The organism is Nostoc sp. UCD121 (genome assembly GCF_014222285.1).
In the GTDB taxonomy this organism is placed as follows: domain Bacteria; phylum Cyanobacteriota; class Cyanobacteriia; order Cyanobacteriales; family Nostocaceae; genus Nostoc.
In genome coordinates this window covers 26,031-49,762 of record NZ_JACKZS010000026.1, presented here as the reverse complement: position 1 = coordinate 49,762, position 23,732 = coordinate 26,031, and the positions used below count along the sequence as shown (strand labels likewise).

Below are 23,732 nucleotides of genomic sequence, written 5' to 3'. Positions count from 1 at the left end.
TACTACGCTCTTTTGGGAGCGATCGCAATTGCTTTTAATAAAGATACAAATCTAGTTATATTCAACCCTTACTTAGGTAAGTGCAGGGAAGAGCAAAGGCGTCGACTCTAGCAAAAAACCATCTAAAAGCTTACATTAGCTTCATTTTCTTGGCTCAATGTCTAGAGTAAGTACTGGCAAACTAGGGAAAATTAAAAATCTCCGGTAAATTTGAGTTGGCCTCATTTATACGGAAAAGTTGGCATGAACCATAACAAAAATCTGGAATCAGGGGAGTTGTCCTGTAAACTGCAAGCGATCGCAACTGTGGTGTATGATGCCGTGCAGGGTTGTGAAGGTGAGACTGTAGCTCTTTTGGCTTTGCTTAGGCAATTGGAACAGTTACACAGAGAGATCCGAGATGGGGTTTTTCAAGAGAGTCTGCCTGTTAACCGTCGGCAACTTTACTCACTCCTAAAAGATATTGAGTCTGAGGGAGGCTGGCCTTATATCGAGCGTATGAGACTACAAGCTTTTCTAGCGAATTTGCCACAAGAGGCTTCCCCAGAAAATAGCCGTGAAGTTTTAGAGAGCGATCGCTCCTTTGCTGATTAGCTCGAAAATTATTTTCTAGCTCTGAATTAACAACTTTGATCGCCTCATCAACCGCTAAACCAAGAGCGGTTGCTCATTGAGGCTTCAACTTAATTCATAATTAAAAAGAGTTTTTAGTGGATATGCCATTACAAAGAAAGCGATCGCGCTCCTCAAGATTACGGTTGTGCTTGAGATAATCACCCACCCAGTCGCAACCACGAACAAGCAGATCGTCAAGATTTAAATTCCACAGAATTATCGTGTTGTCATCACTAGCTGATGCTAGTGTTTGACCATCTGGGCTAAAACTGACACTTAACACTGGGGCACGATGCCCATTCAGACTTTTAATTAATTTGCCTTCATGACTCCAAAGTTTTACTGTACTATCCCAACTGGCGGCGGCAAGCAATTCACCATTGGGGCTGAAAGTTACAGCGTTGACGCTATCGCTATACCCTTTTAATAAGGTTTTTAACAACGTACCATCCCGTCGCCACAGTTTTACTGTGTTATCCCAACTGGCAGAAGCCAGCAACTCATCAGTGGGACTAAAGCTGACACCTAACACCCAACTGTCATGGGGCGAAAAAGTTTTGAGCAATTTGCCTTCACGGTTCCACAGTTTTACAGTTTGGTCATCACTGGCAGAGGCTAAAATCTGACTATCAGGGCTGAAATTTACGCTATTTACCCACCCTTGATGCCCCACCAAGGTTTTGAGTAACTTACCTTGACGATTCCAAAGTTTCACGGTTTTATCTTTGCTAGCTGATGCCAAAAACTGACCATCGGGGCTGAAATTCACGCTCATCACACTATCGCTATGTCCGTGAAGAGTCATGATTAAAGTACCGTCAAGCCGCCAAAGTTTCACGGTTTTGTCATAACTTCCTGAAGCCAGCATTTTACCCTTGGGGTCAAAACTGACACTAGGAACTTTACTTGTGTGCCCCACTAAAGTTTTGTAAAGTCGAGTTTTGACCTCGCCATTACTAGTGTATTTCTTCCAGAGTTTTACAGTGCGATCGCTGCTACCAGAAGCTAGCATCTGACCGTTAGGGCTCCAAGTAACGCTTAAAACTCGATCTTGATGCCCTTGAAGAGTAGAGGGTGTGGGGGCATTTAAATTCCATAGTTTCACACTTTTGTCGAAACTTCCTGAAGCCAGCAATTTGTTATTCGGACTGAAAGCGATAGTAACAACAGCATCACTGTGTCCTTTGAAGGTTTTGAGTAAAGTACCAGTTATACTCCAGAGGTTTATGGTATTGTCTTCACCTGCGGAAGCTAACTTTTTACTATCAGAACTAAAGCTCAAACTCCATACTGTACTGCTATGTTGTCGTAAATTTTTGTAAAGACGAAAGTCAAAACCGTCTTTAGTATCGTTAATCTCCCTCTGCCAAAGTTTTACTGTCTTGTCTCGACCTGCTGAAGCTAAAAATTTACCGTCGGGGCTGAAGACAGCTATAGTTACACCCTGCTGATGTCCCTGCAAAGTTGTAACCAGGCTACCATCCCGTCGCCAGATTTTCACTGTCTTGTCATCGCTGGACGAAGCGATTAATTGACCATCGGGACTAAAGTTTACCCAGTTAACCCACCCTTGATGTCCTCTCAGGATTTTTACTAATGTACCGTCTTTGCGCCAAATTCTTATGGTTGTATCCTTACTGGCAGTAGCTAACAACTCGCCATCAGGACTGAAATTAACGCTATAAACCCAATCTTTATGTCCTTTCAGGGTTTTATATGGCTTGGGATCAAAATCACCTGTAACCGGGTTTTTACTCCAGATTTGTACTGTTTTATCGAGGCTGGCGGACGCTAGGGTTTGACCATCTGGGCTGAAGCTTACACAGGTAACAGCATCAGTGTGACCTTTGAGGGTTTGGAGTAAAGTACCATCAGGATGCCAAATTTTCACAGTCTGATCTCGGCTACCTGATGCTAAAGTTTGACCATCTGGGCTGAAAGTTACTCCCCAGACAATATCAGTGTGCCCTTCCAGGCGGTTGACTTCTGTCACCCCATAAACCGCCTGTTGCAGGGCTGTTATCACCCGCATTCGCGTATCTGGTTGCACTCCGTCTGCGTGTTTTAGTTCTCTCCAAGCCCGCAAACTTTCTAATAAAGCATCAAACTCTTTATTAGACGCAAATAGAGCTTCGCTAGCAGCTGTGATTCCACTAATCCTCAAGTTGGTTTCACTACGTTCAGCCCGTAGAGTTTGGTGAATTGCTGCTGTTTTCTGCAAGTCGGCTTGCCACCATAATGCTGCTATTGTTCCCCCCATGATTGCCAACATTGCGCCTACAAACCGTGCTTCTCGTAGTCGCCGTTGCAACACTAAATTGAGTTGCTTTTGACTCAGTTGTTGAGCTACTTCTGCTTTAATCTTTTCAAGTTTGATTTTTTCAAACTCGGCGAGCATACCATAGTTGTTTTTTTGGCGAATTGGTTCAACTAAATAATCATGAACTAGCTGGTAGCGATCGCCCAACTCTTCTCTGACTCGCAACACCAAACCTGAACCCACCAATATTTCTAAAATCAGTTCCCCAACTGTGTTAAAGCTTGATATTGTTTCTATATCATGGTTATTAACTAATGCAGCTGCTAAATCAGCTTTACTTTTTAACGGTCGCGTCCCTTTTTCATCAGTTAACTCAAATAATAATTTCCAACTTAACTCTTCATTCTCTGGGCCGCAGTCTTTGATCACTTCCCCTAGCCAGCGTTCAACCAATTTTGCCGAGCCCCCGCAAAGCTTGTATTGTCCAAGGGTAGTAATATTTTCTATTTGTAGTTGAGCGCCAACTATTTGTAATTCAATTGGATGTACTTCATCTAGTTCTCCTGTCAAATCCTGGACTAATCGGTTAATTAATTCATCACTCAGTTCATAATGAGAACGTTGAGTAAGACTATGAATTATGGCTTTAGCATCCTGACTAGAGAATTTTCCTAGATAGTAGCGAATGTCCTTATCGAGAATATTTTTATTAATTATACCTAAATCATATAGTCCAATACTATTTTTTTGGCTCAAGCGTTCAAATTCTAATAAATGATGTAAGTAATCTTCTCTTAACGAAAGAATAATTTTTACAAATGAAATATTTAAACATTCACTAAAGAATTGATAAAATTCTATTCTTTGCGTAGGAGGATTACTTATAAAAAACAATTCTTCAAACTGGTCTAATATGATAATTATTGTATAGTTGCGCTCGGTTGCTAAACGAATTTTTTCTAACAGTATATTGAATGTAGAGTCAGGATTAACTGATATTCCTGTGTATGCCAGTGCTTGGTTGAGACTGCTTATTAAGACTGTGAGCCAATCAGTATAAACAGATAAAACAATAGGTATAGGAATGCGTTCTCCGATAACTTTTCCTGTCAGTGCTGGGACTAAACCAGCTTTGAGAATTGAACTTTTACCTACGCCTGATGGCCCATAAATTACTGTAAGTTTATAGTCAGCACGACTAATTCTTTCAATCAAACGATTAACATCTTGCTGTCGTCCTGAAGCTGATATTTCTTGGGCAACTCCTTCAGGAATAAACGGTATTTTTTGAGGTTCCAATGCTGGGTTAATTCTAGATCGTTGCGGCTGTAACTGACTTGCGCCAATGAAGGCGCGAAACCCATACTGATGTTCTATCTGAATTTTTTCTTGCTTGAGTTTAAAGGCTTCTGTATAGTTATGACGCTCAAAAAAGTAAAGCGATCGCAGTTCCTCTAAAATCTCTAAATATAGTGATGGCTGATGTTGTAGCTCACAAACTACCCTCGCCCATTCTAGGTTATTTATCGCTTCTTCTGATTCACCTAAATTTCGCTGTGTACGTGCAAGCAACAGAAGATACCAACTTTCTTGTCGTCGTGTTTGCAAAGCATCTCGCAGAGAAACTTCTGTTGCTTCTTCAGAAATAGAAAGTGCTGCATTCGCTAATTCATGAGCTAGTACCCAATTCGACTCTGAAATTGCCACATTTGCCAAAAAACCATAATTTTGAGCAATTTGTGCAGGAGTTCCATAGGTTTTATTTAAAAGTAATGACTTTTGAGCTAATTTTTTTAAGTCGTCCCAAGTTTGTAACCGTTGCAGCATTTCACAAGCAGGCAAAATAAATTTAGCAACTAAGTCTTCTCTTTGTACTTCCTCCAATACATCCAGGCATTGTTTAAACCACAAGAGAGCATGTTCACAATACCTAGTATTACTATTGTGGTGTAAGTCTGCCATGCGGTGATAACACAGCCCCAGGTGGAATAGTACTATTGCTTGCTTGAGTAAAAGCGAGGGAGGGTGAGGAAATGAGAGAGGTAAAGCAGAATTACTCTCCAACTCAGCTACTCTCTTGGTTTCCTGCTGCCATAATGCTAGGCTTGTTTGATAATTACCTAAAGCACCATTAAGTTGATCGTTGGCATATTTATCTCGTCCTAACACAAATTCCAAACTAGCTTCTAATCCTGGTGTTAATTGAACACCATATAGGCGCAGCAAATCATTACGGGCTGATTCTATTTCGTGGCGGTGTTGAGACTTAGGATCTAAATCTAGAGAGGCATTAGATAAAAATGTTTCAGCACCTGCTTCTAAAACTTTGGCAAATAAAGATTCTGCTTCTTGATGGATCAAAGCAATTAAATCTGCTTTTGCCATTTCAAATTTAATCGTAGTTGCAGCCCAACTTTTAAAATCAGGTGCTAATCTGGACAACAATGATGCAACTTCATCTTGTAGCCACAACACTACTGGAAATGGGAAAGTTGCCGCATAGATATCTCGCGCTTGGTTAATGCCTGTAAGTAAGTTTTCTAGGTCGATTGCTGACTCAATACCAAAAACCATAACAGCAGATGGCAAAGAGTCTGTGAGAACAGCAGGATTATCTAAGGATAGTTCTGTGACTATTGTGTTGTGTAAGGAAGTTGTTGATGAATTGAGGACGATTTCTCTGATATTGGTATCTTTAGTGATGAAGCGAATATTTCCTAACATTTGCTCACGCAATTGCCCATAGTTACACCGAACTAAAATTAGGGCAAATTGACCTTCAGAAAGTGCGATCGCTCTAATCAGTCTTTGCAAGGTATACTGATTTTCTTTTGTGGAGACGTGTAGCTGCTTGTCAGTAATCATTTGTTATTGGGTGGGCATGGGGTATGGGACATGGGACATTAGTTATTAGTCCAATGGCCAAGGACAAAGGACTAATGACTATTAACTTACCCAGCGCTATTACTTGTTTTGTTGCCAAGCTAAAACTTTTTCTGTTTCTGCCAAGGCTGGACTGATGCCAAACCAGCGTCCCACAGGGTCACGATATTCGAACAAATACATACTTCGTAGTAAGCTTTGATAGTCAGACTCACCTTTGACTCTCTGTTGTTGCACTACTTCAAACAATAATTCCCACTGGGATTCATCAATAGCTAATAGCAGATCGTCGCGGTAGTCTTTAATCACAGCTTCTAAGCATTCTCTAGAAAAAGGTGGATCTTGTCGTTGCAGGCAGCTATAAAGTAAACCCAATAAGTTGCGAATGTGGCCACCGCTAACGCGACATATCCGATCCAAGGTTTGGGAATGATCGAATAATTCTGTAATTAGTAAAAGCCTTTCATTCAAAGAAACTTCTGGAAAAGCTCTCGCTAAGACTAACTGGCGTACTAGTGACATCCCTGGTTCGTAGTCACTGCCATCTCTTTGCCGCACTAATACCATTGGCAAGACTTTTGGCGCAATGCCTCCCCCCAAGCGGTTTTTCAGTGTCTCATACTCATTGGAGAAAATTAATGTTAGGGGAATTGTGTAAACTAGGTGGCATTTGAGCCGACGTAGCTGTTCGCCTCGGTCTATAAAGAGATATTCTGGTTGCGATCGCCCTGATGCTAAGGGACGCATATCAACTCGATCCAAATTATCTACGATCACTACCAGTCCTTTTTGACCTCGCAGCTTTAACTGTTCAATAGCCCTTTCTAAAATTTCTTCGTTAATCGCTTGTAAAATACTATTGGTACGTGGTTCTAAATATTGCCTCAATTGATTCCGCATCTGAGTGCTATCTTTGGTTTTGGCGGTAATTTTGGCAATACCCAAAGATAATTCTGCTTGTCCAGAAAGCTCTATAGGGCTTTGTAAAAAATCGCCTACTTCTTTAAACAAATTGGTAAAGTAACCACCTTTAAATTTGATGTTAATGCCTTCTAAACTGGCACTGACTTGACGGGCTACACTCAGCAAAATATCGCTGATATCAATATCCGCCATGTCTAAGTCTTGACTGGACTCAAAATAAACCACATGAAATCCTGCCAATTCTAATTCTGTTTTGAGGCGCTGTAATTCCGTTGATTTACCGCAGCCAATGTGACCCGTAAATAATTGACAGGTTGGCTCATCAGGAGAAATCCGAACTATAGTCCGTTGCAATTCTTCGACAATTTTGCAACCACGGACATCAGCAAAATCTATGTAATACTGGCGATCTAACACGTTGCTTATATTAAGCGTGTAGCTTGGGTTACATGCTTTATAAAAACGTGACAAATTGAATGTCGTTTTCATGTATGTATAGGTGTATGTAGACGCGCGTGTAGATGCAATTAACTCGTATTTTTTATACAAACAATCTCTAACTTTGATGTAGGCACACAATTAATTCGCAAGTTGGTAGTGTCTTGCAAAAGACAGCACTTATTACAGGATCACTGTCAGTATCTGTCAGTAGTATGATAGAGATTTAATTGACCCTAATAACCTTAAACATATCTGTCCTTTTTACACCTACTATTGAGGTTTTGACAATCTCATAGCTTTTCTTTAACCTGACACAAACCTGGATGACGGAGTTAATCAGTAAAAAAAGCTACTCGATTATATTATTCCCTGTTTGTATAGTTGATGAGACATGACTAGTATGAATTATAGCAATCTATACAGAGATAAAGGAAGACTTATCTATCACTTCACATTCTATTTGTCAATAAAACAAAATCAGAAATATTTAAATTAAGATTTTGTAATCTTTAAAGAAAAAATGTTTTATGTCCCTTGTCAAAAAGACAACAGTGAGTTAAGAATGGACACCGGAAACTTTAATAGGAAGGATAACTAGAGACTACGTTCGTTGTGTACTTACTGTAAAGTGTTACTAAAAATAAAAAAAGTCTTGAGGAGAGCGGCTAAGAGATGCCGACAGTGTTTACTGAAATTAATTAATGATACAAGCGCGTCAAGGAATTTGGATTGTAACCAGAAAGGGGTTTGAATGGCTGGCATAATATCAGTTTCCCGCACGGATCTTGCCCAGCGTCGTAAAAAATTACGTCGGCGACGGCAGATGAGAATTATTCAAGCTATTTGGCGAACCTTTGCCATTACCGGTTTGGCAGGTGGATTGTTGTGGGTAGCAGTTCAACCAGTATGGGTGTTAAAAACTCCCAAACAAGTAGTGATGAAATCAGGCAATCAATTACTGTCAGATGAGACGACTCAATCCCTATTAGTGCTATCTTACCCCCAATCTTTGTGGCGGATTGAACCAGCAGCGATCGCAAACTCTTTGAAAAAACAACCAACTATTGCTCAAGCGATCGTGAGACGTCGCCTGTTTCCCCCCGGATTAAACATCGAAATTCAAGAACGAGTCCCTGTTGCAATGACTCAAACAGCAAGTGGGGTAAATCAGGGCACTGGCAATAAAAAAGTCACAATCGGCTTATTAGATGCAAGTGGGGCCTGGATACCTTTAGAAAAATACACATCACTGAATCCCACTAAGAAATTACCCAATCTCAGAGTAATTGGATCGCCCAAACAATACTGTCTCAACTGGACTCAAATTCATCAAGCTATCAGCCAAAGTACTGTGAAAGTAGTGGAAATTGATTGCCAAAATCCAGCGAATTTAATTTTAAAAACAGAACTAGGAAATGTGCATCTTGGCGTTCCAGGTACCCTGTTATCTGAACAAATTAAGGTACTCGCCCAAATGCGCCATTTATCAGCGAAACTCGATTCTGGTCAAATAGAGTATATTGATCTGAAAAATCCCGATTTCCCCTTAGTACAAATGAACCAAAAAGACCAAAAATTAACTCCCAAAAACCCTAAAGATATCTAGCGTGTTTAATGTATTAATAGCTCTTAGTAAATTAAGAAGCTTTATGCTGATAAATATATTTATTATTTTCAGTTTTCTAGCAACTCACGCGAAAATCGGCATTAACTTCTAATTAAAATGAGAAGATCAATCATGAAATCTCTCTTGTGAGTAAAACACTCTCAAATTGTTACCCTAACATCTAATAGTAGGGTGCAAGATGTCTGACAATCGAACTTTGGTCTGTTGAGGATAGTTCCAAAGACAGGTTACTGAAATTAAAAACTGTAACTTAAAGTACTACCAAAGGTTGCGTAAAGGCTACTTTTGGGCAATCAGTTTGGACTATTCTGTACCATAATTCTTAATTGGGTTACGAAACCTCTAGGAAAATCTTGATTTGTTGACCACACTAGTGAGGGTTCTCGTAAGATAGACTATTGCTCTAACAAAGTGTCCATTAAGACCACCCAAACAACAAATTAATCAGGTATAGTCTGACAAGTAAATTCTTGCTTGCTTCAACCTTAAGAATAAGTAAGTATCAGGTAAATATTGTGTCTAAAGTTGCAATTATCCCCAATGGTGAAACCTATTAACAATATTATTGAGGCAGATAAGATACGCTGTAGTGTGTCTTTAGAAGTTATGCCCTCCGATGAGAAGAATGAAGAGATTAATGTCTGGTTGAAGTTATACAAGTCACTTTTGGATAAATATAGGTATACTTCTCTAGAATTGGCTGTGCGATCGGCTGCATTAAAAGCTGATCTCATAGCAAATTTTCATACCGCCAATTCTGTTAGGCTTGGCAGTAGTGAAAACAATAAAGAACAGTGCCATAGGATTGTGGCAGTGTCAAACTTATAGTTGACTCTTAAGTGAATAGCACCTGGAAAAGTCGTTTATCTACCCTCTCACAAATCTAATGACACTTGATAATAACCAAGGACTCACCTATAAAAATTCCCAATCTCCGGGACAGCCTGGGTTTTCTCTGGCAGTTAACTCGACCAATCCCTTTAATAATTCTGGGATGAACTTCGGACAAAATCACGATAATAAGAAAATTTTTACGGAAAATAGCCGCATTGGGGAAATTGTTCCTGGTAGGGTTGCCAACATCAAAGTGATTGGTGTCGGTGGCGGCGGTGGCAATGCCGTTAACCGCATGATCGAATCTGATGTCTCTGGTGTAGAGTTTTGGTCAATTAATACTGATGCCCAAGCTTTAACTCTGGCAGGCGCTCCTAGTAGATTGCAAATTGGACAAAAGCTAACGCGGGGCTTAGGAGCAGGTGGTAATCCTGCGATTGGTCAAAAGGCAGCTGAGGAATCACGAGACGAAATTGCTACAGCTTTAGAGGGTGCAGACCTAGTATTTATCACAGCTGGTATGGGCGGTGGTACTGGAACAGGTGCAGCCCCAATCGTGGCAGAAGTAGCCAAAGAAATGGGCGCTCTCACTGTTGGGGTAGTTACACGTCCATTTGTGTTTGAAGGTCGCCGCCGTACCAGTCAAGCGGAACAAGGTATTGAAGGGCTAAAAAGTAGAGTAGATACACTGATCATTATTCCCAACAACAAATTGCTGGAAGTGATCCCCGAACAAACACCTGTGCAAGAAGCTTTTCGCTATGCAGATGATGTGTTGCGTCAAGGGGTACAAGGTATTTCTGATATCATCACAATTCCCGGTTTGGTAAATGTTGACTTTGCTGATGTTCGGGCTGTGATGGCAGATGCAGGATCGGCATTGATGGGAATTGGCGTTAGTTCTGGAAAATCTAGAGCCAGAGAAGCTGCGATCGCAGCTATTTCTTCACCGTTACTAGAATGTTCTATTGAAGGTGCTAGAGGGGTTGTATTTAATATTACAGGTGGTACTGATCTTACTTTACATGAAGTGAATGCAGCCGCAGAAGCAATCTACGAAGTAGTTGATCCCAACGCCAATATTATTTTTGGGGCTGTAATTGATGACAGGCTCCAAGGTGAGGTCAGAATTACTGTAATTGCCACCGGGTTTACAGGTGAAGTGCAAGCTGCGGTACAACAAAGCGTGGCTAGCGTTCGAGTCGCACCTAATACCTCCAAGCGACCAACAACACAACAACCCGCAGTTAATCCCCCAAACTCAACTCCAAGTTCAACTCCAACTCCAACTCCAACTCCAGAACCAAAAGAAAAACCTGGATTGGATATACCTGACTTCTTGAGAAACCGACAAAGACCACGGAATTAAAAGATTTTGGATTTGAGATTTTAGATTAAATTAGCAGTCTCAGGTTAGGCTGAGTGCTGTATAAAATCTGTTAGTTTCAGGGTTTACCAAAAGCAGGGATAAGCAATCCGTTGCCATCCCTAATTTTGCTAATTGGTAAAGAAATTTGTTAACGCTACTTATAAAATTAACTTGGGCAGGGTTCTGCTGGCTCCCATGTCTAGCTTTGCTTTTGGAACAAATAAATCAGAAGACCTGGCCAACTAGAAATGCTTAAATGTAGCCCGTCGTACCCGGATTTCTCATGCATAGTGTAGGCAGAGGGAGAAGAGGAGTGTGGGGAGTGTGGGGGGTAAGACTTCTTCCTCATCCTCCCACACTTCCCACACCTCCTACACCCCTTGGATTTCTCACTTGTGAGAAATCCAGACGTAGACATTGCACATCTACCACCGCCATTCATTAAACTTATATTCTGTATAAACAAAGCTGCGTGGGTGCAATACTTTTCGGGTTTTGGGGGAAAGGGGAAAGGGAAAGGGTTTAAATTTACCTTTCCCCATTGCCCTTTAACCTTTCCCCAGTCCAAAAAAGAGATTATTGGGTTTAACCGAAAAGTATTGTGCGTGGGTGGGTGAGTTGCCTACGCAAGCACCCGAAGTAATTGTATTTTTTAGAAAATAGGACACCAAGTAAAAATAATTTACATTTATCAATGAAGGCAAGAGGCAGAATGAAAACCGCCTGTATTTTTGAACTGCCTTCACCAGTAGATAAGACCTTGAGTGAACTTTAATTCAGTGGCTTCAAATCAGCAGGGGATTTGACCCCTACTGATTTACTCTTCCTGCGTTCTTCAATTCAATGACTGTTCAATCCATTGAATAACCTGATGACCAAGGTTAGTACCATCTAGACGATCAATTTCACGAATTCCCGTAGGACTGGTGACGTTAACTTCAGTTAAGTAGCCACCAATAACATCTATACCCACAAAAATTAAACCGTCTTGGCGTAAGCGTTCGGCTACTTGAGTACAAATTTCATGTTCTCTTGGGGTAATTTCAGTTTGAGCGACTGTACCACCAGTTGCCATATTATTGCGAAAATCACTTCCGCTAGAGAGGCGATTGAGCGCACCAATCGGTTCGCCATTGAGCAGGATAATGCGTTTATCACCTTCTTTTGCCTCCGGTAGATAGGTTTGTACCATTACTGGCACTCGACCTTGGAGGGTACTGAGTTCGACAATGGAGTTAAAATTGCGATCGCTCGATTGCAAAAATAAAATTCCTTCCCCGGCTTTGTTCCCCAGTGGTTTGAGAACAGCTGCCCCCTTTGCTTCGACAAATTGCCGAATAAACTGCTTATCAGCACTGACAATCGTTTCTGGAATCACTTTGGTAAACTGGAGGGCATACATTTTTTCATTTGCCCCTCGAATACCACTAGGACTGTTAATCAGCAGAGTTTTATTTTGGTCAACATAATCGAGAATGTAGGTGGCATAGAGGTAGGAATCATTGACAGGTGGATCTGTCCGCATAAATACGGCATCCATTGTCTCTAAAGAAGTTAACGAGGAATCGCTCAACTTATACCAAGGATTCGCCGCTATCCAGCGTCTCTCCACCAACTGCACTGGTACAAGTTCGACTCGCTGTAGGACAGCCCAAGCTTTGCCCTCCACTACACTCAGCAGATTTCCTTGAGTTACCCAAACTTCGTGTCCCAGGATTTGCGCTGCTTCGATCAGGGCAATGCTGGTATCATGACATGGGTCAAGCAGATGGATGGGATCAATGATAAAAGCCAGTTTCACCCTGTATACCTCAATCACCAAGAAATTAAATGGTTGTTCAATTATTATCTCTTGATGATCTGACTAATTGACGTACATCTGTACTGCTGAGTAGGAACTGGAGGGTAAAGTCTTGTGGACAAATACTTTTGCGAGAAAAATTCGTAAACAGAGTTGTAGCGACTGCCGTGTAATTTGCAGTGGCTTGTCGCTAGTGCAATATCTTCTAGACTTACACGGAAGTTAGTAGCTCATCTAGCTTGCCTTGACTGTCTAAAGCGTGGATATCATCACAACCACCAATATGGTCATCATTGATGAAAATTTGCGGTAAAGAGCGCCGTCCATTTGCTCTTTTAGCCATTTTATTTCTGGCTGCCTCATCTCCGTCAATGCTGTATTCTGTAAATTCAACACCCTTACTCTTCAGCAAACTTTTGGCACGGATACAAAACGGGCAAGTCCTCCAAGTATAAATTTCTACTTTTGCAGCCATAATGTCCTCAACTTGATTTAATACTTTTTAATTTTAGAACGTTGCAACTGGCTGTAGGTGTTCTATGCCGTTTTGACTTTACTTTCAGAAGTGGCTAACTAAATTCAGTTATTGGTTTCGCTGAGTTCCTTCGAGATGCGTTACACTTAGCCAGCTTTTTGTGCAGAACTATGCAAAACGAAAAATCGTTGAAAAGCCTAGAAACAATGAAAGCTTTGCAACGATTTATAATTATTAGCCTATTTACACCATGTTGTACTTAATCAATTTTTACAGAATATAGGGTATGCACACTTGATTTTCTAAAAACAGTATTTACTTTTATGGAAGTATCTAGTATCTCTCAGTATTGAGAACTAGAAAACTGTCACTTAGGCTACTACTAAAGATTTTTTCCTCATTACTTTCAATGCACCCACTGCAAATAAACCAAGAGCGGCTGTTGTCCCAGGTTCAGGTACTTTTTTAGGTGGAGGAGGTGGAGGACTATAATAATTTCCTTGTGCTTTTATAATGCTAGGCTCACTTAAATTGGTGCCATATTGGAAGCGAACACTACCAATTTTGCTTATATCAAAGTTAGTGGGCAGTCCTGACAAAACGAACGTGGCCGAATTGTCAACAAAGCTTCCTCCTTTAATTGGTGAATTTGCATTAGCATTGTAGCCATCAATAATGCCGTAATTCACTTGCTGCTGTCCACCAATATCTTGAAAAATACCCAAGCCGGCAGTACCTAAACCATAGTCTTGAGTTATTCCCTTAAGTCCTGCGGAATTGGTAGTAGATGCAAATGCCCATTCTTTGCCATTAGGAGTATTGAGAAGATTTACATTATTTGTAGTGGTAGAGGGGGTTTTTTGAGTGACCGTTGCAGCTGTTGCTGAAATTAACGATAAATTTAAGGGAGATCCAGCATAGTCCCAAAAGACTGATGTAAGAACATCAGAAGGGACTGATACATTTTTCATGTTCGTCAGGGTCACTGTCAACTTACCTGGATTGAGTAAGTCATCAAAGACAACTGATGATGCCAAAGCATTCTTTGATGCTGAGTTAGTTCCTGTGACTGAGAAAGTCATAGAGGCTGCATCTGCTTGGGACATCTGTGAAACTGTCACCACAGCTAATGCTGATATACAACAGACTGCATAACCCGCTATTTTCTTGGAATATGGTTGAGACACTCGATTGAAACTCCTTTTCTTTTTATTGAGGATATTTAAGACCTCTCAAAATAACTCTTTGATGGAAGTTACCAATGTCTAAATTTACACAAAGTAATACCAATTGTCTACGTTGTTTGTCGAGGTTAGCTAAAAATTTAAATTTGGAATTATCAATATATTTTTTCTGAATTAATGGAGATTTTCAGTATTTATACTTGATATAATTTTTAAATTAAAATTGTTTATATTCACGCTGAATAATCAATATTTTGTTTCTCACTATTATTACTTAATCAACAGATTTTTAGGAGTGTTGATTATTCTATGAGGAAGAGTTGTAGGTTAATAGAGTGCAGCCTTACCTGGATAAAACCAGGCTGTAACAGGTATCTCACGCCAATCTACACGATTAGATATTTTAATATTTCACTAAGTAGATGAGCTAAATTAAATATAGGGCTCCTATTTGATGCTTGAAAACATACTGAGGTGAAAAGACAGCTTTATCAGGGTTTTATTTAAAATATTATTCAAAATCAGACTTGATTTTTGAACAAACTCACTGGAACTCAAATATAAAAATGCAATAAATAAGGGAAGGCAATTTATCGCCTTCCCAAAAGTTGAATATTCACGACACTAATATAAAGTGCTAACACTGAATTAGTTACTCAACATTTACCTACTGTCAACGGCATATTCAATTAGTTGAGCAAGGCGGTGACGTAGGGTTTCTAATCCCAAGCGCTGACTCGCTGAAATAAATACCGCTAGGGGGAATTCTTCTCTAGCTAAAGCTAGTGTCTCACTATTTGCTTGATCGATCTTGTTAAAAATAACTAGCGCCGGGCCAGGAGTTATTGGCATTTGCGCTAAGATTTCTCTGACTGAGCGAATATGACGCAACCAAGCTGGGTGTGACAAATCCACCAAATGCAGTAGGGCATCAGCTTCTGTGACTTCCTCCAAGGTGGCGCGGAAGGCATCCATTAATGATGCAGGCAGTTCATGTATGAACCCTACCGTATCTGTAATCAGAATTTCCTGATGTTCATTGGTTTCGCCATAAGGAATCACCAGGCGGCGGGTGGTAGGATCGAGAGTGGCAAATAGTTGGTCGGCTGTATAAACTTCTGCATTTGTGAGAGCATTCAACAGGGTAGACTTACCAGCGTTAGTATATCCAACCAAAGCTACTGAGGGAATTTCTCGATGCTGCCTTCGTTGCCGTAACCGCGAACGATGGGCTTGCAACTGGGTTACTTCTTTTTGTAGCCGAGAAATACGCTGCCCGATCGCACGGCGTTCGGTTTCTAGTTTTGTTTCACCAGGGCCACGAGTTCCTATGCCACCACCCAATCTGGACATGGTGCGACCTCTACCAGCCAGTCGCGGTTGCATGTATTCTAACTGTGCTAGTTCTACTTGCAATTTACCGGCACGGGACTGAGCGCGTTGAGCAAAGATATCCAAAATTACTTCGGTGCGGTCAACTACCCGGATACCAATTTGCAATTCTAAGTTGCGGACTTGGGAAGGTGAGAGGTCGCGGTCAAAGACGACAAGATTAACTCCTAGTGTTTGGGCAGTTAGGGCAATTTCTTGCACTTTACCTTCACCAACTACTGTTTGGGGATGAACGCGCGATCGCTTTTGTTGTATTGTCTGTAATACATCTCCCCCAGCAGTATCAACTAAACGTGCCAATTCTGCTAGAGTATCTTGGAATTGTAGGGGAGTTGTCTCACTGGTCATCAGCCCCACAATTAGCACGCGATCGTGGTCAGCATGTACTTCCTGGGCAATAAATTCGCGCTGGAATTCTGCTTCCAGATTTTCTACCAAGTCTACTAAATCTTGGTCTGCCAAATCATCCAAGCCCATAGGTGGCGATATATTCCAACTTGGGGTTTGAATTTTGCTCTCTTCTACTTTGAAAGCAGCAGGACTAGTAATCAGGGTGCGAGACTCTTGGGGTATTAGATGAGCTAGATAAGCTTCTTTGACATACCCAGTTGCACCGCCTCCCCGCCGTGTAAAACCGGTTCCGGTAATATTTAGGACAACTAGGGCATCTAAGCGTTGCAGGGCCATAGCCGTGAGTGCCGCTTCATTTGGCGGTTCTGGCTTCAGATGGGTGGCAATACAACGAATACCACTGAGTCGTTCTGCACCGTAACGGGGCAATTCCATCGGTGGTATTTGCGTTTGACGCGGTGTGCCTACCCCGACGCGAATCACTTGTCCGCGACGGTTGATGTAGGCGCACACAGGCTGATTGACTTCTGTGCTAATTGCTGCCAGACGCTGGGAAAACTCAGGCGTGGTGATGCGATCGCCTGGTATACGCTGGTGATACAGCCGCTGTAGTTGCTTCAGCTGGCTGGACTTTAAACCTTGGAGATTTCCGTAGATAGTTTCTATAGGCGTTTATGACCAGTAAATGGCCCCCCAATCCTTCTTATGTCTATTTTACAACAGGGTTTAGGCTGTTATCTATATCTTCTGAGGGATGCATTGGGAATTTGTCGCCTATAGTCTTGATTTGAAGCTAGTTTGGTGGTATGGGTGTAGCAATGTTAAACCAATAACATAGCATTCCGCGATCGCTTCACTGCGGTTTGTAATTCTGCCGATAGCCAGCTGTCAAATTGCGGATAAACTGGCGATCGCGGCACTAATTCCCACCCAGCAGGTTGTAAAATATTTCTCAAAGTCTGTTCCTGAAGATGGGGATAATCAGGATTCACTTCATCTTTTGGCCCAATTCCGCCTAAATCTCGCGCACCAGCTTCGATACAAGCGAGTAACCAGGAGTTATCCTTAACTAAATTCGGCGGAATTTGAATAGTAATATCTGGCGATAAAATCTTACGTGCTTTAGCAATTACTTCTGGTAATTGATGGGGATTAAAAGGAGGTGCATCAAAAGTTTGCTGATTTCCTGGGCTATGAGGTTGCAGGATAACTTCTTGAATGTGATGGTAACGTTGGTGCAAGTTAGATATAGCTTCTAAAGTTTCCCACCAATCATCAGAGGTTTCTCCAATTCCTAAGAGTAAGCCAGTAGTAAAGGGAATTTGCAACTCTCCCGCCCATTGCAATTGTTGTAAACGAACTTCTGGCAATTTACTTGGTGCGTGTCGATGTACACTATTTAATAATGTTGGCGTTAGCTGTTCCAACATCAGCCCCATCGAAACATTAACATTCTTGAGTTTTTGCATTTCATCAAAACTCAATGGACCTACATTGGTGTGTGGTAAAAACTCCATTGAAAGTGCTAAATTGCACAAATCATAAATTCGCTCGAACCACGCCTCACGCCTTGACGAATGGGGATGCACTTCACCACTGAGTATGAGGATTTCGCAGACTTTTTCGTTTTGAAGTGATTTTAAACTATTCTTTGCATCTGAAAGACTCATCCAGGGACTTTTACCAGGTTCACTACGAAAGTTGCAGTAACTACACCGATTAAAGCATTCGTAAGTCGGAACGATTGTATAAGCAGGGCTATAGGTGACAAGATGAGAATTATTAGTTGGCATTATTAGGATAATCTCAAAGAATGCCTTGTTCAAGCTATATGTAGCGATTTTATCTGAGTTGTGAGAATTACTTTTTTAATGAACCACAGAGGCGCAGAGAACACAGAGATAAGAATCAATAGAAATTTAAAAAAATGATCTGCTAATGCTAGAGATTACTGTGTTATTCTTCTTGCCAAGATATTTAGATAAACGAGAACTATTTTGTTTTGTAAATTTCTGGTAACTGCCACCAAGGAACATGGGGATACTCATGATGTTCCTCATGGTAGCCGAAATGGTAGCACGTGATAAATGACCACCAAATTGGACGGTTAATTGTTTGTGAACGATGAGGCTGAATATAACCTCCTATTGGTTCGCTATGGGGTAGGAAAGTACCAAAATAAAATAATTGGAATGAACTTAAAAGTGAAGGAATCACCCAAAAGTAAGTTAAATTAGCAGTTGGTATATGGAGGACATGATTATTAAAGTGATAGATAATAGTCAAGGCAATGATTTGTCCCCAACTCCAGTAACCCTTCATAAAATGAAAATACCACGCGAAGAAATTTTTGTGTTTACCATTATGAAAATCTGGGTCGATTTGGCTTGCTGGATTGTGATGGTGTATCCAATGTTTTTTTAATAATTTTTTATATGGTAAAAGACCATATAAAGATAAGGTTAATGTCCCAATCAAATGATTAATTTTGGTGTTCTGGGGAAAGACTACCCCATGCATAGCATCATGAGATGTAATAAATAATCCTGTATATAAGAATGTTTGCCAAAGTATGCTAGGCAATAGCATCCAAAATGTTAACTTGGAGATGTCAAGGGAAAGTAATAAACTCAGGCTAATGATCCATGTAGCAACGATAATCGTAGCAATGAAAGTTCCCTTAAACTGAGATATATTTTTCACTACTGGGGTCAGTTTTGTTTGATGATTAGGTGGTTGTTCTAATTGAATCATGCTTTTACTCTGCCTAGTATTCAGATGAAAATTCCTAAAATATAGTCACGATAAAAAGCACTAACTACCATCAAGAAAACTCTATTAGTGGTCAGTGTTTTTAATTGGACAGTGCGAATACTCTAATTATATGTACAAACATTAAGATACTTTAACTATTATTACACAAGCAACTGCTATTCTAAAAACTGTTTTCGCTTAAAAGGTTGGGTGATATGAGCGAGGACAGTGTTCAACCTGGTATCTGCAATAACCACGGTCTTCTCTTTGCTCCTTTGCAATCCGTCTGTAACAAAAACAGTCAGATTAATGGGGAGTAGAGGAAATGAGCCCCGATGCATACTGCACTCGGCTGTAGCCGTTCCCAAAGTAGGTAAGATAGAAAACAAATAATACTTAGGCGGTCGTTCCAAATTTCAGGGTGAGGAGTCAGCACAAGTTCAGCAGCATTGCAGTTTTTGGTGTTGATATGAGGTTTCAGTTTTATCACTAAAGATAAAGTGCAATTATTAAGTTAATTTAAGGAGCTAATTACATTCTTCATATTACTTAACTTACCCATTTAATGCTATCTGTCTCTAGTTTCAAAGTAAATGCAACTCTAAAGAATGAGATTTTAAGGGGGTTGAGAAAATATTTATCTAACAAAAGATCAATAATAGCTTTGAGGAACCTATAGTTCAGAGGTATTTTTACCAAACAACTGCTATTGAAAACTTGTAATCTCACTAAAAACCTATTTTGGATACAATCAAAATCCAACGAAAGTTAGAAGGTTTCTGGAATGTTATTATCCAGACTAATAAATAGTAAATAGGTTTTTTAAACTTAAAGTATGGCTCCTACGGTACTAATTACAGGTGCTTCTGAAGGCATTGGCAAAGCAACGGCTCTTTTATTTGCGCGGCAAGGATATGACTTGGTACTTGTAGCTCGTCATGCTGACCGCTTGGAAGCCTTAGCGCAGGAAATCCAAAGCATTGGCCGTCCAGCACCATTAACGGTTACTTGCGATGTCACTGACTCATCTCAGGTAAACGCATTAGTGCAAAAGGCATTAGAAAATTATGGCTATATCGACGTGCTGATAAACAATGCGGGTATCTTTGCATCGGGGACAGTAGAGCAGTTTTCTCTTGGTGATTGGCATCAAATTATAGACACTAATTTATGGGGATATATCCACACTATTAATGCCCTTCTGCCTCATTTCCTTCAGCGTCGAAGTGGAACTATAGTTAATTTAAGTTCCATCGGTGGGAAGGTACCAAGTGCTTACTTGGTTCCCTATTGTACTAGTAAGTTTGGCGTAACAGGGTTGACGGAATCGCTACAAATAGAACTACAGCCAAAAGGTATTCATGTTTGTGGGATTTATCCGAATTTGATTAAGAGTACTTTAATGGAACGGGCAGTTTTTCGAGGTAAGGATGAGCAAGATACTCATACTCGTCGTGGACAACTTGAGAATGTGCTGAAAAATCCGGTGGTGGAGAAGCCTGAAGATGTAGCAAATGCTATTTGGGATGCAGTCAAGAATAAGAAGTCAGAAGTGATGGTTGGTTCTGCAAATTTCTCGCAAGCTTTGTATCGCCTGTTTCCTGGGTTGATAAAGTGGGTTTCGCGGCAAGGGTTGAAGAATCAAGATAATTGATTTTTGCTACCAAACAAAATATTTTCCTATCGTGACTCACATTCTCGTTTGGTTACATAATGGCGATAGCGAAACATTGCTTCTAGTTGCGCTTGCACTAACCAACCACTAACAAATTCAACTGTTTCTCCACCAGGCATGGAAAAGGAAATAGCATCAGTCAGCCTAGTTTTGCCAGCTTCTGGTTCAAATTCATGTCGATGTACCCAAGACTCAAAGGGGCCAGATACCTGTTCGTCGGTAAACAGGCGATATTTGTCGCATTCAGTATGACGCGCTAGCCAAGTTAGTGGTAATGGGCCGAGAAACAGGCGAAATTCTGTGATAGCGCCCACGTTCAGCCCTCCCTCACGACGAACCACTTGGACTGGCTGCCAAGGTGGATTCAGCATTTGCAAAATATCTGGCCTTTCATGAAATTTCCAAACTACTTCTGGTGTGGCATTAATAACTGAGGAATGTTTAAAGTGCAGCATGGAAAGAAAAACCTAAAATTCAACTTTCTGATTCTGTATCAATCTCGATATTTAGGGTATCTTCGTCAACCCTTACATACAAAATATTTGGGTTACAGCAAACTTGACAATCTTCTACATAAGATTGCTGTCCTCCAGCACTCAAATCAATAAAAGTTAAGTTCGGTTCGCCGCAATAGGCGCAGTAATACTCAGCTGTGTTTTGCATCAATTCATGGGTACTAGGTACTGGGTATTGGGTATTGGGTATTGGGTACTGGGTATTGGGTAGTGAGTATTAACTTTTAATTCCTAGTTTCTATTCCCCAGTCCCCAGTCCCTAGTCCCTAATCCCCAATACTGGCTGTAGTTCTTTTGGAGATGGGTTGATATAACTCTTAGCATCAGCCAAATGCTTTAGTAGTGTAGACTGTGGCAGAGGCCCTTGCAAGTGGTTCCAAGGTAATACTTGTTCTGTAGACCAATCAGCGTGGACGTAGAAATCTAAGTCAGGGATTTGTCCTTTGAGTTGCTTGAAAGCACGTTTGTAGCTACCCAAAGAGTCGCCAAAGTCACGAGTCATCAGAAGAAGTTGGGACACTCTGCGATCGCCTCTCGATAACAAAGCTTGTATAATCGACCAATTATAGCTTTCTGGGCGAAACTCTATCCCCTGCGGTTTTAGCTGTTTTTGCAAAAACTGTAACCGCTTTTCTGCTTGACGATTTACTCCAAACCATTGAAAGGGTGTGTGCGCTTTGGGTACAAAAGTGCTACATCCGTATGTTAACCGCAATCCCGGCGCAGCTTTTTTGATATTACGCATCATCGTCACTGTTTGGTCTAAATCATCTGCTTCTTCACCAGGAATTCCTGCCATTCCGTAAAGTTTCAAGCTTTTTAATCCGCCAGCTTTGGCATTTATCGCCGCTTGGATAATTTCGTCGTTATGCAGCTTTTTGTTGATGATTTGCCGGATTTTCTCAGAACCACTCTCTACAGCAATGGTAAGCGATCGCGTGTCTCGTTTTGCCAAAGTTTCTGCTAACTGGACTGTTACAGTATTAGTTCGCACTGAGGCAATACTGAGACGGACATCATCATACTTTGGCTGACTTATATAATCTAGCAAAGCTTCAAATTCTGGATGCTGAGTTACAGAAGCCCCTAATAATCCTAGCCGATTTGTGACTTCTAAACCTTTTGCGATCGCTGGAATTAAGGAATCTTCTAGACTGGCTGTTCTAAAAGGCAGTGTGAGATAACTTGCCAAACAAAAACGGCACATTTCTGGACAACTTCTCACCACTTCCACCATGTAAATATTTTCCCATGCCGCTTTTTCGGTGACTACAGTTGAAGCCGATAGAGTATTTCCTCGATAAGTCTGCTTTTGCACCACTGCGGGAATTTCTGGAGAAATTGGTTTAATTGACTTTATTGCACCATCTTTTGTGTGGTATTCGACTTCATACAAACTGGGAATATAAATTCCTGGTATTTGTGCAAGTCTTTTGAGTTGAGTTTGTCTTGAGGCATTTCTTACTTCTTTGTACGCCTCAATGAAATTTCCCAGTAAATTTTCGCCATCTCCCAGTAAAATTACATCAAAAAAATCTGCAAAAGGTTCTGGGTTAGCTGTGAGAACGGGGCCACCACCAAAAATTATCGGATGAGAATCATCACGAGAAGTTGCTTGAATAGGAATTTCTAAAGATTCCAGCAAATTTAAAATATTCACATAATCCAGTTCCCAGGAAATCGAAAATCCCACAATTTCTGGCGTTCTGGGGAGTTGTTCGTGAGTATCTGTAAACAGGCGACTCACCTGCACATCATCACGCATTGCCAAGGTTGCCCAAACTACCTGATAGCCAAGGCTAGTGATACCTACGCTATATTCATTGGGAAAGGTGAAGATTATGGGGATAGCGTTGGTGTCTGGGGTGGTGGGGGTGAAAAGGAGGCGTTCAGAGTCAAATACAGATGATGTCATGATAATTCGTAATACCTCGACTTCGCTCGGCACAAGTTTGTAATTCGTAATTCGTAATTAATACAGTTAGAGCCAGGTTATATACAGGCAGCATTAATTGTTTTTCTTCCTGCTATTCACAGAATATATCCTTTTTATCCTGTCAGAGGTTTTAGTTATAAGCAGGGTTATCTATATTTAATTTTAAGCCATAGAATTATCAAGTTAAAAAGCAATGTAACGCTATTAGCAAGAATAATTGGTAAAGATTGTAGATATATCCCATAAATTAACCATAAAAAAATACCAGCTATGAATGTAATCAGCGTTAAAAAAGAAACATCTTTTGCTGATTTTGTTTGCCATGTTTTAAACATCTGTGGCAAAAAAGAGATTGTGGTTATTGTGGCAGCCGCTAATCCTAGAATTGTCAAGAAATCCATTCCGATACAAACCTATAAAATAAAGTTTTTAGTGGTTGAAAAATTTAAAAGCTGATTTTTATAATTTTGTTGCATAGGTAATATCCTTTTCTTAGATAACCCTAGTGTATGATCGATAAGGTTATTCGGTTCTGGTGGGGAGCAGCTACCAGAGGTAACGGGGAAAGTTCGGTGCAAATCCGGCGCTGTCCCGCAACTGTAAACCAATTTGAGATGTAATCTAAAATCCCAAATTGAGTGAGTCAGGATGCCCGCCGAAATAGATTTACTAGTTCCACATATCTGCGAGGTACAG

At 40.7% G+C, this 23,732-nt stretch carries 18 protein-coding genes and 1 riboswitch; of the genes, 6 read left to right on the top strand and 12 right to left on the bottom strand.

Annotated elements, in window-relative coordinates:
• The first annotated feature begins 243 nt into the window (after positions 1-243).
• Entirely contained in the window at positions 244-594 is a 351-nt protein-coding gene (locus GNF10_RS08480) for a hypothetical protein (RefSeq protein WP_114086116.1), read from the top strand.
• Between the two features lie 100 nt (positions 595-694).
• Here GNF10_RS08480 and GNF10_RS08475 read toward each other — a convergent pair whose 3' ends face one another.
• Both GNF10_RS08475 and GNF10_RS08470 read right to left on the bottom strand, forming a co-directional pair.
• Positions 695-5,740 (bottom strand): hypothetical protein, encoded by a 5,046-nt coding sequence (locus GNF10_RS08475; protein ID WP_185607138.1) that lies wholly within the window; start codon positions 5,738-5,740, stop codon positions 695-697.
• A 99-nt stretch (positions 5,741-5,839) separates the two neighbouring features.
• The gene (locus GNF10_RS08470) at positions 5,840-7,171 is read right to left on the bottom strand and encodes a P-loop NTPase fold protein (protein WP_185585565.1); all 1,332 of its coding nucleotides are present in this window, start codon (positions 7,169-7,171) and stop codon (positions 5,840-5,842) included.
• A 703-nt stretch (positions 7,172-7,874) separates the two neighbouring features.
• Between GNF10_RS08470 and GNF10_RS08465 the strand changes: the two genes are divergently transcribed.
• The 3 genes from GNF10_RS08465 (at position 7,875) to ftsZ (ending at position 10,953) form a co-directional block, all read left to right on the top strand.
• Positions 7,875-8,729, top strand: a complete 855-nt coding sequence (locus tag GNF10_RS08465; protein WP_185585566.1) for a cell division protein FtsQ/DivIB — start codon at positions 7,875-7,877, stop codon at positions 8,727-8,729.
• Positions 8,730-9,290: 561 nt separating this feature from the next.
• Positions 9,291-9,578: a hypothetical protein gene (locus tag GNF10_RS08460; RefSeq protein ID WP_260446127.1), complete on the top strand. Its 288-nt coding sequence runs from the start codon at positions 9,291-9,293 to the stop codon at positions 9,576-9,578.
• A gap of 58 nt (positions 9,579-9,636) precedes the next feature.
• Positions 9,637-10,953: a cell division protein FtsZ gene (ftsZ, locus tag GNF10_RS08455; protein WP_185585567.1), complete on the top strand. Its 1,317-nt coding sequence runs from the start codon at positions 9,637-9,639 to the stop codon at positions 10,951-10,953.
• 835 nt (positions 10,954-11,788) lie between these two features.
• Here ftsZ and gshB read toward each other — a convergent pair.
• The 6 genes from gshB to crtW all read right to left on the bottom strand — a co-directional run bounded on the left by gshB (position 11,789) and on the right by crtW (position 18,910).
• Complete coding sequence (gene gshB, locus GNF10_RS08450) at positions 11,789-12,754, bottom strand: glutathione synthase (protein WP_185585568.1); 966 nt, start codon at positions 12,752-12,754, stop codon at positions 11,789-11,791.
• A gap of 211 nt (positions 12,755-12,965) precedes the next feature.
• Positions 12,966-13,229: a glutaredoxin 3 gene (gene grxC, locus GNF10_RS08445; protein WP_185585569.1), complete on the bottom strand. Its 264-nt coding sequence runs from the start codon at positions 13,227-13,229 to the stop codon at positions 12,966-12,968.
• A gap of 371 nt (positions 13,230-13,600) precedes the next feature.
• Entirely contained in the window at positions 13,601-14,416 is an 816-nt protein-coding gene (locus GNF10_RS08440; protein ID WP_311774138.1) for an XDD4 family exosortase-dependent surface protein, read from the bottom strand.
• 660 nt (positions 14,417-15,076) lie between these two features.
• Positions 15,077-16,822, bottom strand: a complete 1,746-nt coding sequence (gene hflX / locus GNF10_RS08435) for a GTPase HflX (protein WP_185586416.1) — start codon at positions 16,820-16,822, stop codon at positions 15,077-15,079.
• 155 nt (positions 16,823-16,977) lie between these two features.
• Positions 16,978-17,949 (bottom strand): 7,8-didemethyl-8-hydroxy-5-deazariboflavin synthase subunit CofG, encoded by a 972-nt coding sequence (gene cofG / locus GNF10_RS08430; protein WP_185586402.1) that lies wholly within the window; start codon positions 17,947-17,949, stop codon positions 16,978-16,980.
• Positions 17,950-18,148: 199 nt separating this feature from the next.
• Positions 18,149-18,910 carry a beta-carotene ketolase CrtW gene (gene crtW / locus GNF10_RS08425; protein WP_185586403.1) on the bottom strand — a complete coding sequence of 254 codons (762 nt, stop codon included), beginning with the start codon at positions 18,908-18,910 and terminating at the stop codon, positions 18,149-18,151.
• Positions 18,911-19,745: 835 nt separating this feature from the next.
• Between crtW and GNF10_RS08420 the strand changes: the two genes are divergently transcribed.
• Positions 19,746-20,564 carry an SDR family oxidoreductase gene (locus GNF10_RS08420; RefSeq protein ID WP_185586404.1) on the top strand — a complete coding sequence of 273 codons (819 nt, stop codon included), beginning with the start codon at positions 19,746-19,748 and terminating at the stop codon, positions 20,562-20,564.
• Positions 20,565-20,590: 26 nt separating this feature from the next.
• Here GNF10_RS08420 and GNF10_RS08415 read toward each other — a convergent pair whose 3' ends face one another.
• From GNF10_RS08415 to GNF10_RS08400, 4 genes are all read right to left on the bottom strand, one after another.
• Complete coding sequence (locus GNF10_RS08415) at positions 20,591-21,040, bottom strand: SRPBCC family protein (protein ID WP_185586405.1); 450 nt, start codon at positions 21,038-21,040, stop codon at positions 20,591-20,593.
• A gap of 19 nt (positions 21,041-21,059) precedes the next feature.
• Positions 21,060-21,248: a CPXCG motif-containing cysteine-rich protein gene (locus GNF10_RS08410; RefSeq protein ID WP_185586406.1), complete on the bottom strand. Its 189-nt coding sequence runs from the start codon at positions 21,246-21,248 to the stop codon at positions 21,060-21,062.
• Between the two features lie 111 nt (positions 21,249-21,359).
• A complete protein-coding gene (locus GNF10_RS08405) occupies positions 21,360-23,015 on the bottom strand; it encodes a radical SAM protein (RefSeq protein WP_185586417.1) in 1,656 nt (551 codons plus the stop codon).
• 167 nt (positions 23,016-23,182) lie between these two features.
• Complete coding sequence (locus GNF10_RS08400; protein ID WP_228038468.1) at positions 23,183-23,380, bottom strand: SemiSWEET transporter; 198 nt, start codon at positions 23,378-23,380, stop codon at positions 23,183-23,185.
• Here GNF10_RS08400 and GNF10_RS38430 point away from each other — a divergent pair.
• The gene (locus GNF10_RS38430; protein ID WP_260445862.1) at positions 23,307-23,492 is read left to right on the top strand and encodes a hypothetical protein; all 186 of its coding nucleotides are present in this window, start codon (positions 23,307-23,309) and stop codon (positions 23,490-23,492) included. The two genes, GNF10_RS08400 and GNF10_RS38430, sit on opposite strands and share 74 nt — an antisense overlap.
• A 54-nt stretch (positions 23,493-23,546) precedes the next feature.
• Positions 23,547-23,711, top strand: a riboswitch (cobalamin riboswitch).
• Positions 23,712-23,732 lie beyond the last annotated feature (21 nt).

Coding starts and splice junctions, on each gene's coding strand:
- GNF10_RS38430 (WP_260445862.1), top strand. CDS start 23,307: ATGAATGTAATCAGCGTTAAAAAAGAAACATCTTTTGCTGATTTTGTT.
- GNF10_RS08470 (WP_185585565.1), bottom strand. CDS start 7,171: ATGAAAACGACATTCAATTTGTCACGTTTTTATAAAGCATGTAACCCA.
- cofG (WP_185586402.1), bottom strand. CDS start 17,949: ATGCCAACTAATAATTCTCATCTTGTCACCTATAGCCCTGCTTATACA.
- GNF10_RS08460 (WP_260446127.1), top strand. CDS start 9,291: ATGGTGAAACCTATTAACAATATTATTGAGGCAGATAAGATACGCTGT.
- GNF10_RS08475 (WP_185607138.1), bottom strand. CDS start 5,740: ATGATTACTGACAAGCAGCTACACGTCTCCACAAAAGAAAATCAGTAT.
- GNF10_RS08465 (WP_185585566.1), top strand. CDS start 7,875: ATGGCTGGCATAATATCAGTTTCCCGCACGGATCTTGCCCAGCGTCGT.
- crtW (WP_185586403.1), bottom strand. CDS start 18,910: ATGATTCAATTAGAACAACCACCTAATCATCAAACAAAACTGACCCCA.
- ftsZ (WP_185585567.1), top strand. CDS start 9,637: ATGACACTTGATAATAACCAAGGACTCACCTATAAAAATTCCCAATCT.
- GNF10_RS08420 (WP_185586404.1), top strand. CDS start 19,746: ATGGCTCCTACGGTACTAATTACAGGTGCTTCTGAAGGCATTGGCAAA.
- GNF10_RS08410 (WP_185586406.1), bottom strand. CDS start 21,248: ATGCAAAACACAGCTGAGTATTACTGCGCCTATTGCGGCGAACCGAAC.
- grxC (WP_185585569.1), bottom strand. CDS start 13,229: ATGGCTGCAAAAGTAGAAATTTATACTTGGAGGACTTGCCCGTTTTGT.
- GNF10_RS08405 (WP_185586417.1), bottom strand. CDS start 23,015: ATGACATCATCTGTATTTGACTCTGAACGCCTCCTTTTCACCCCCACC.
- GNF10_RS08480 (WP_114086116.1), top strand. CDS start 244: ATGAACCATAACAAAAATCTGGAATCAGGGGAGTTGTCCTGTAAACTG.
- GNF10_RS08415 (WP_185586405.1), bottom strand. CDS start 21,040: ATGCTGCACTTTAAACATTCCTCAGTTATTAATGCCACACCAGAAGTA.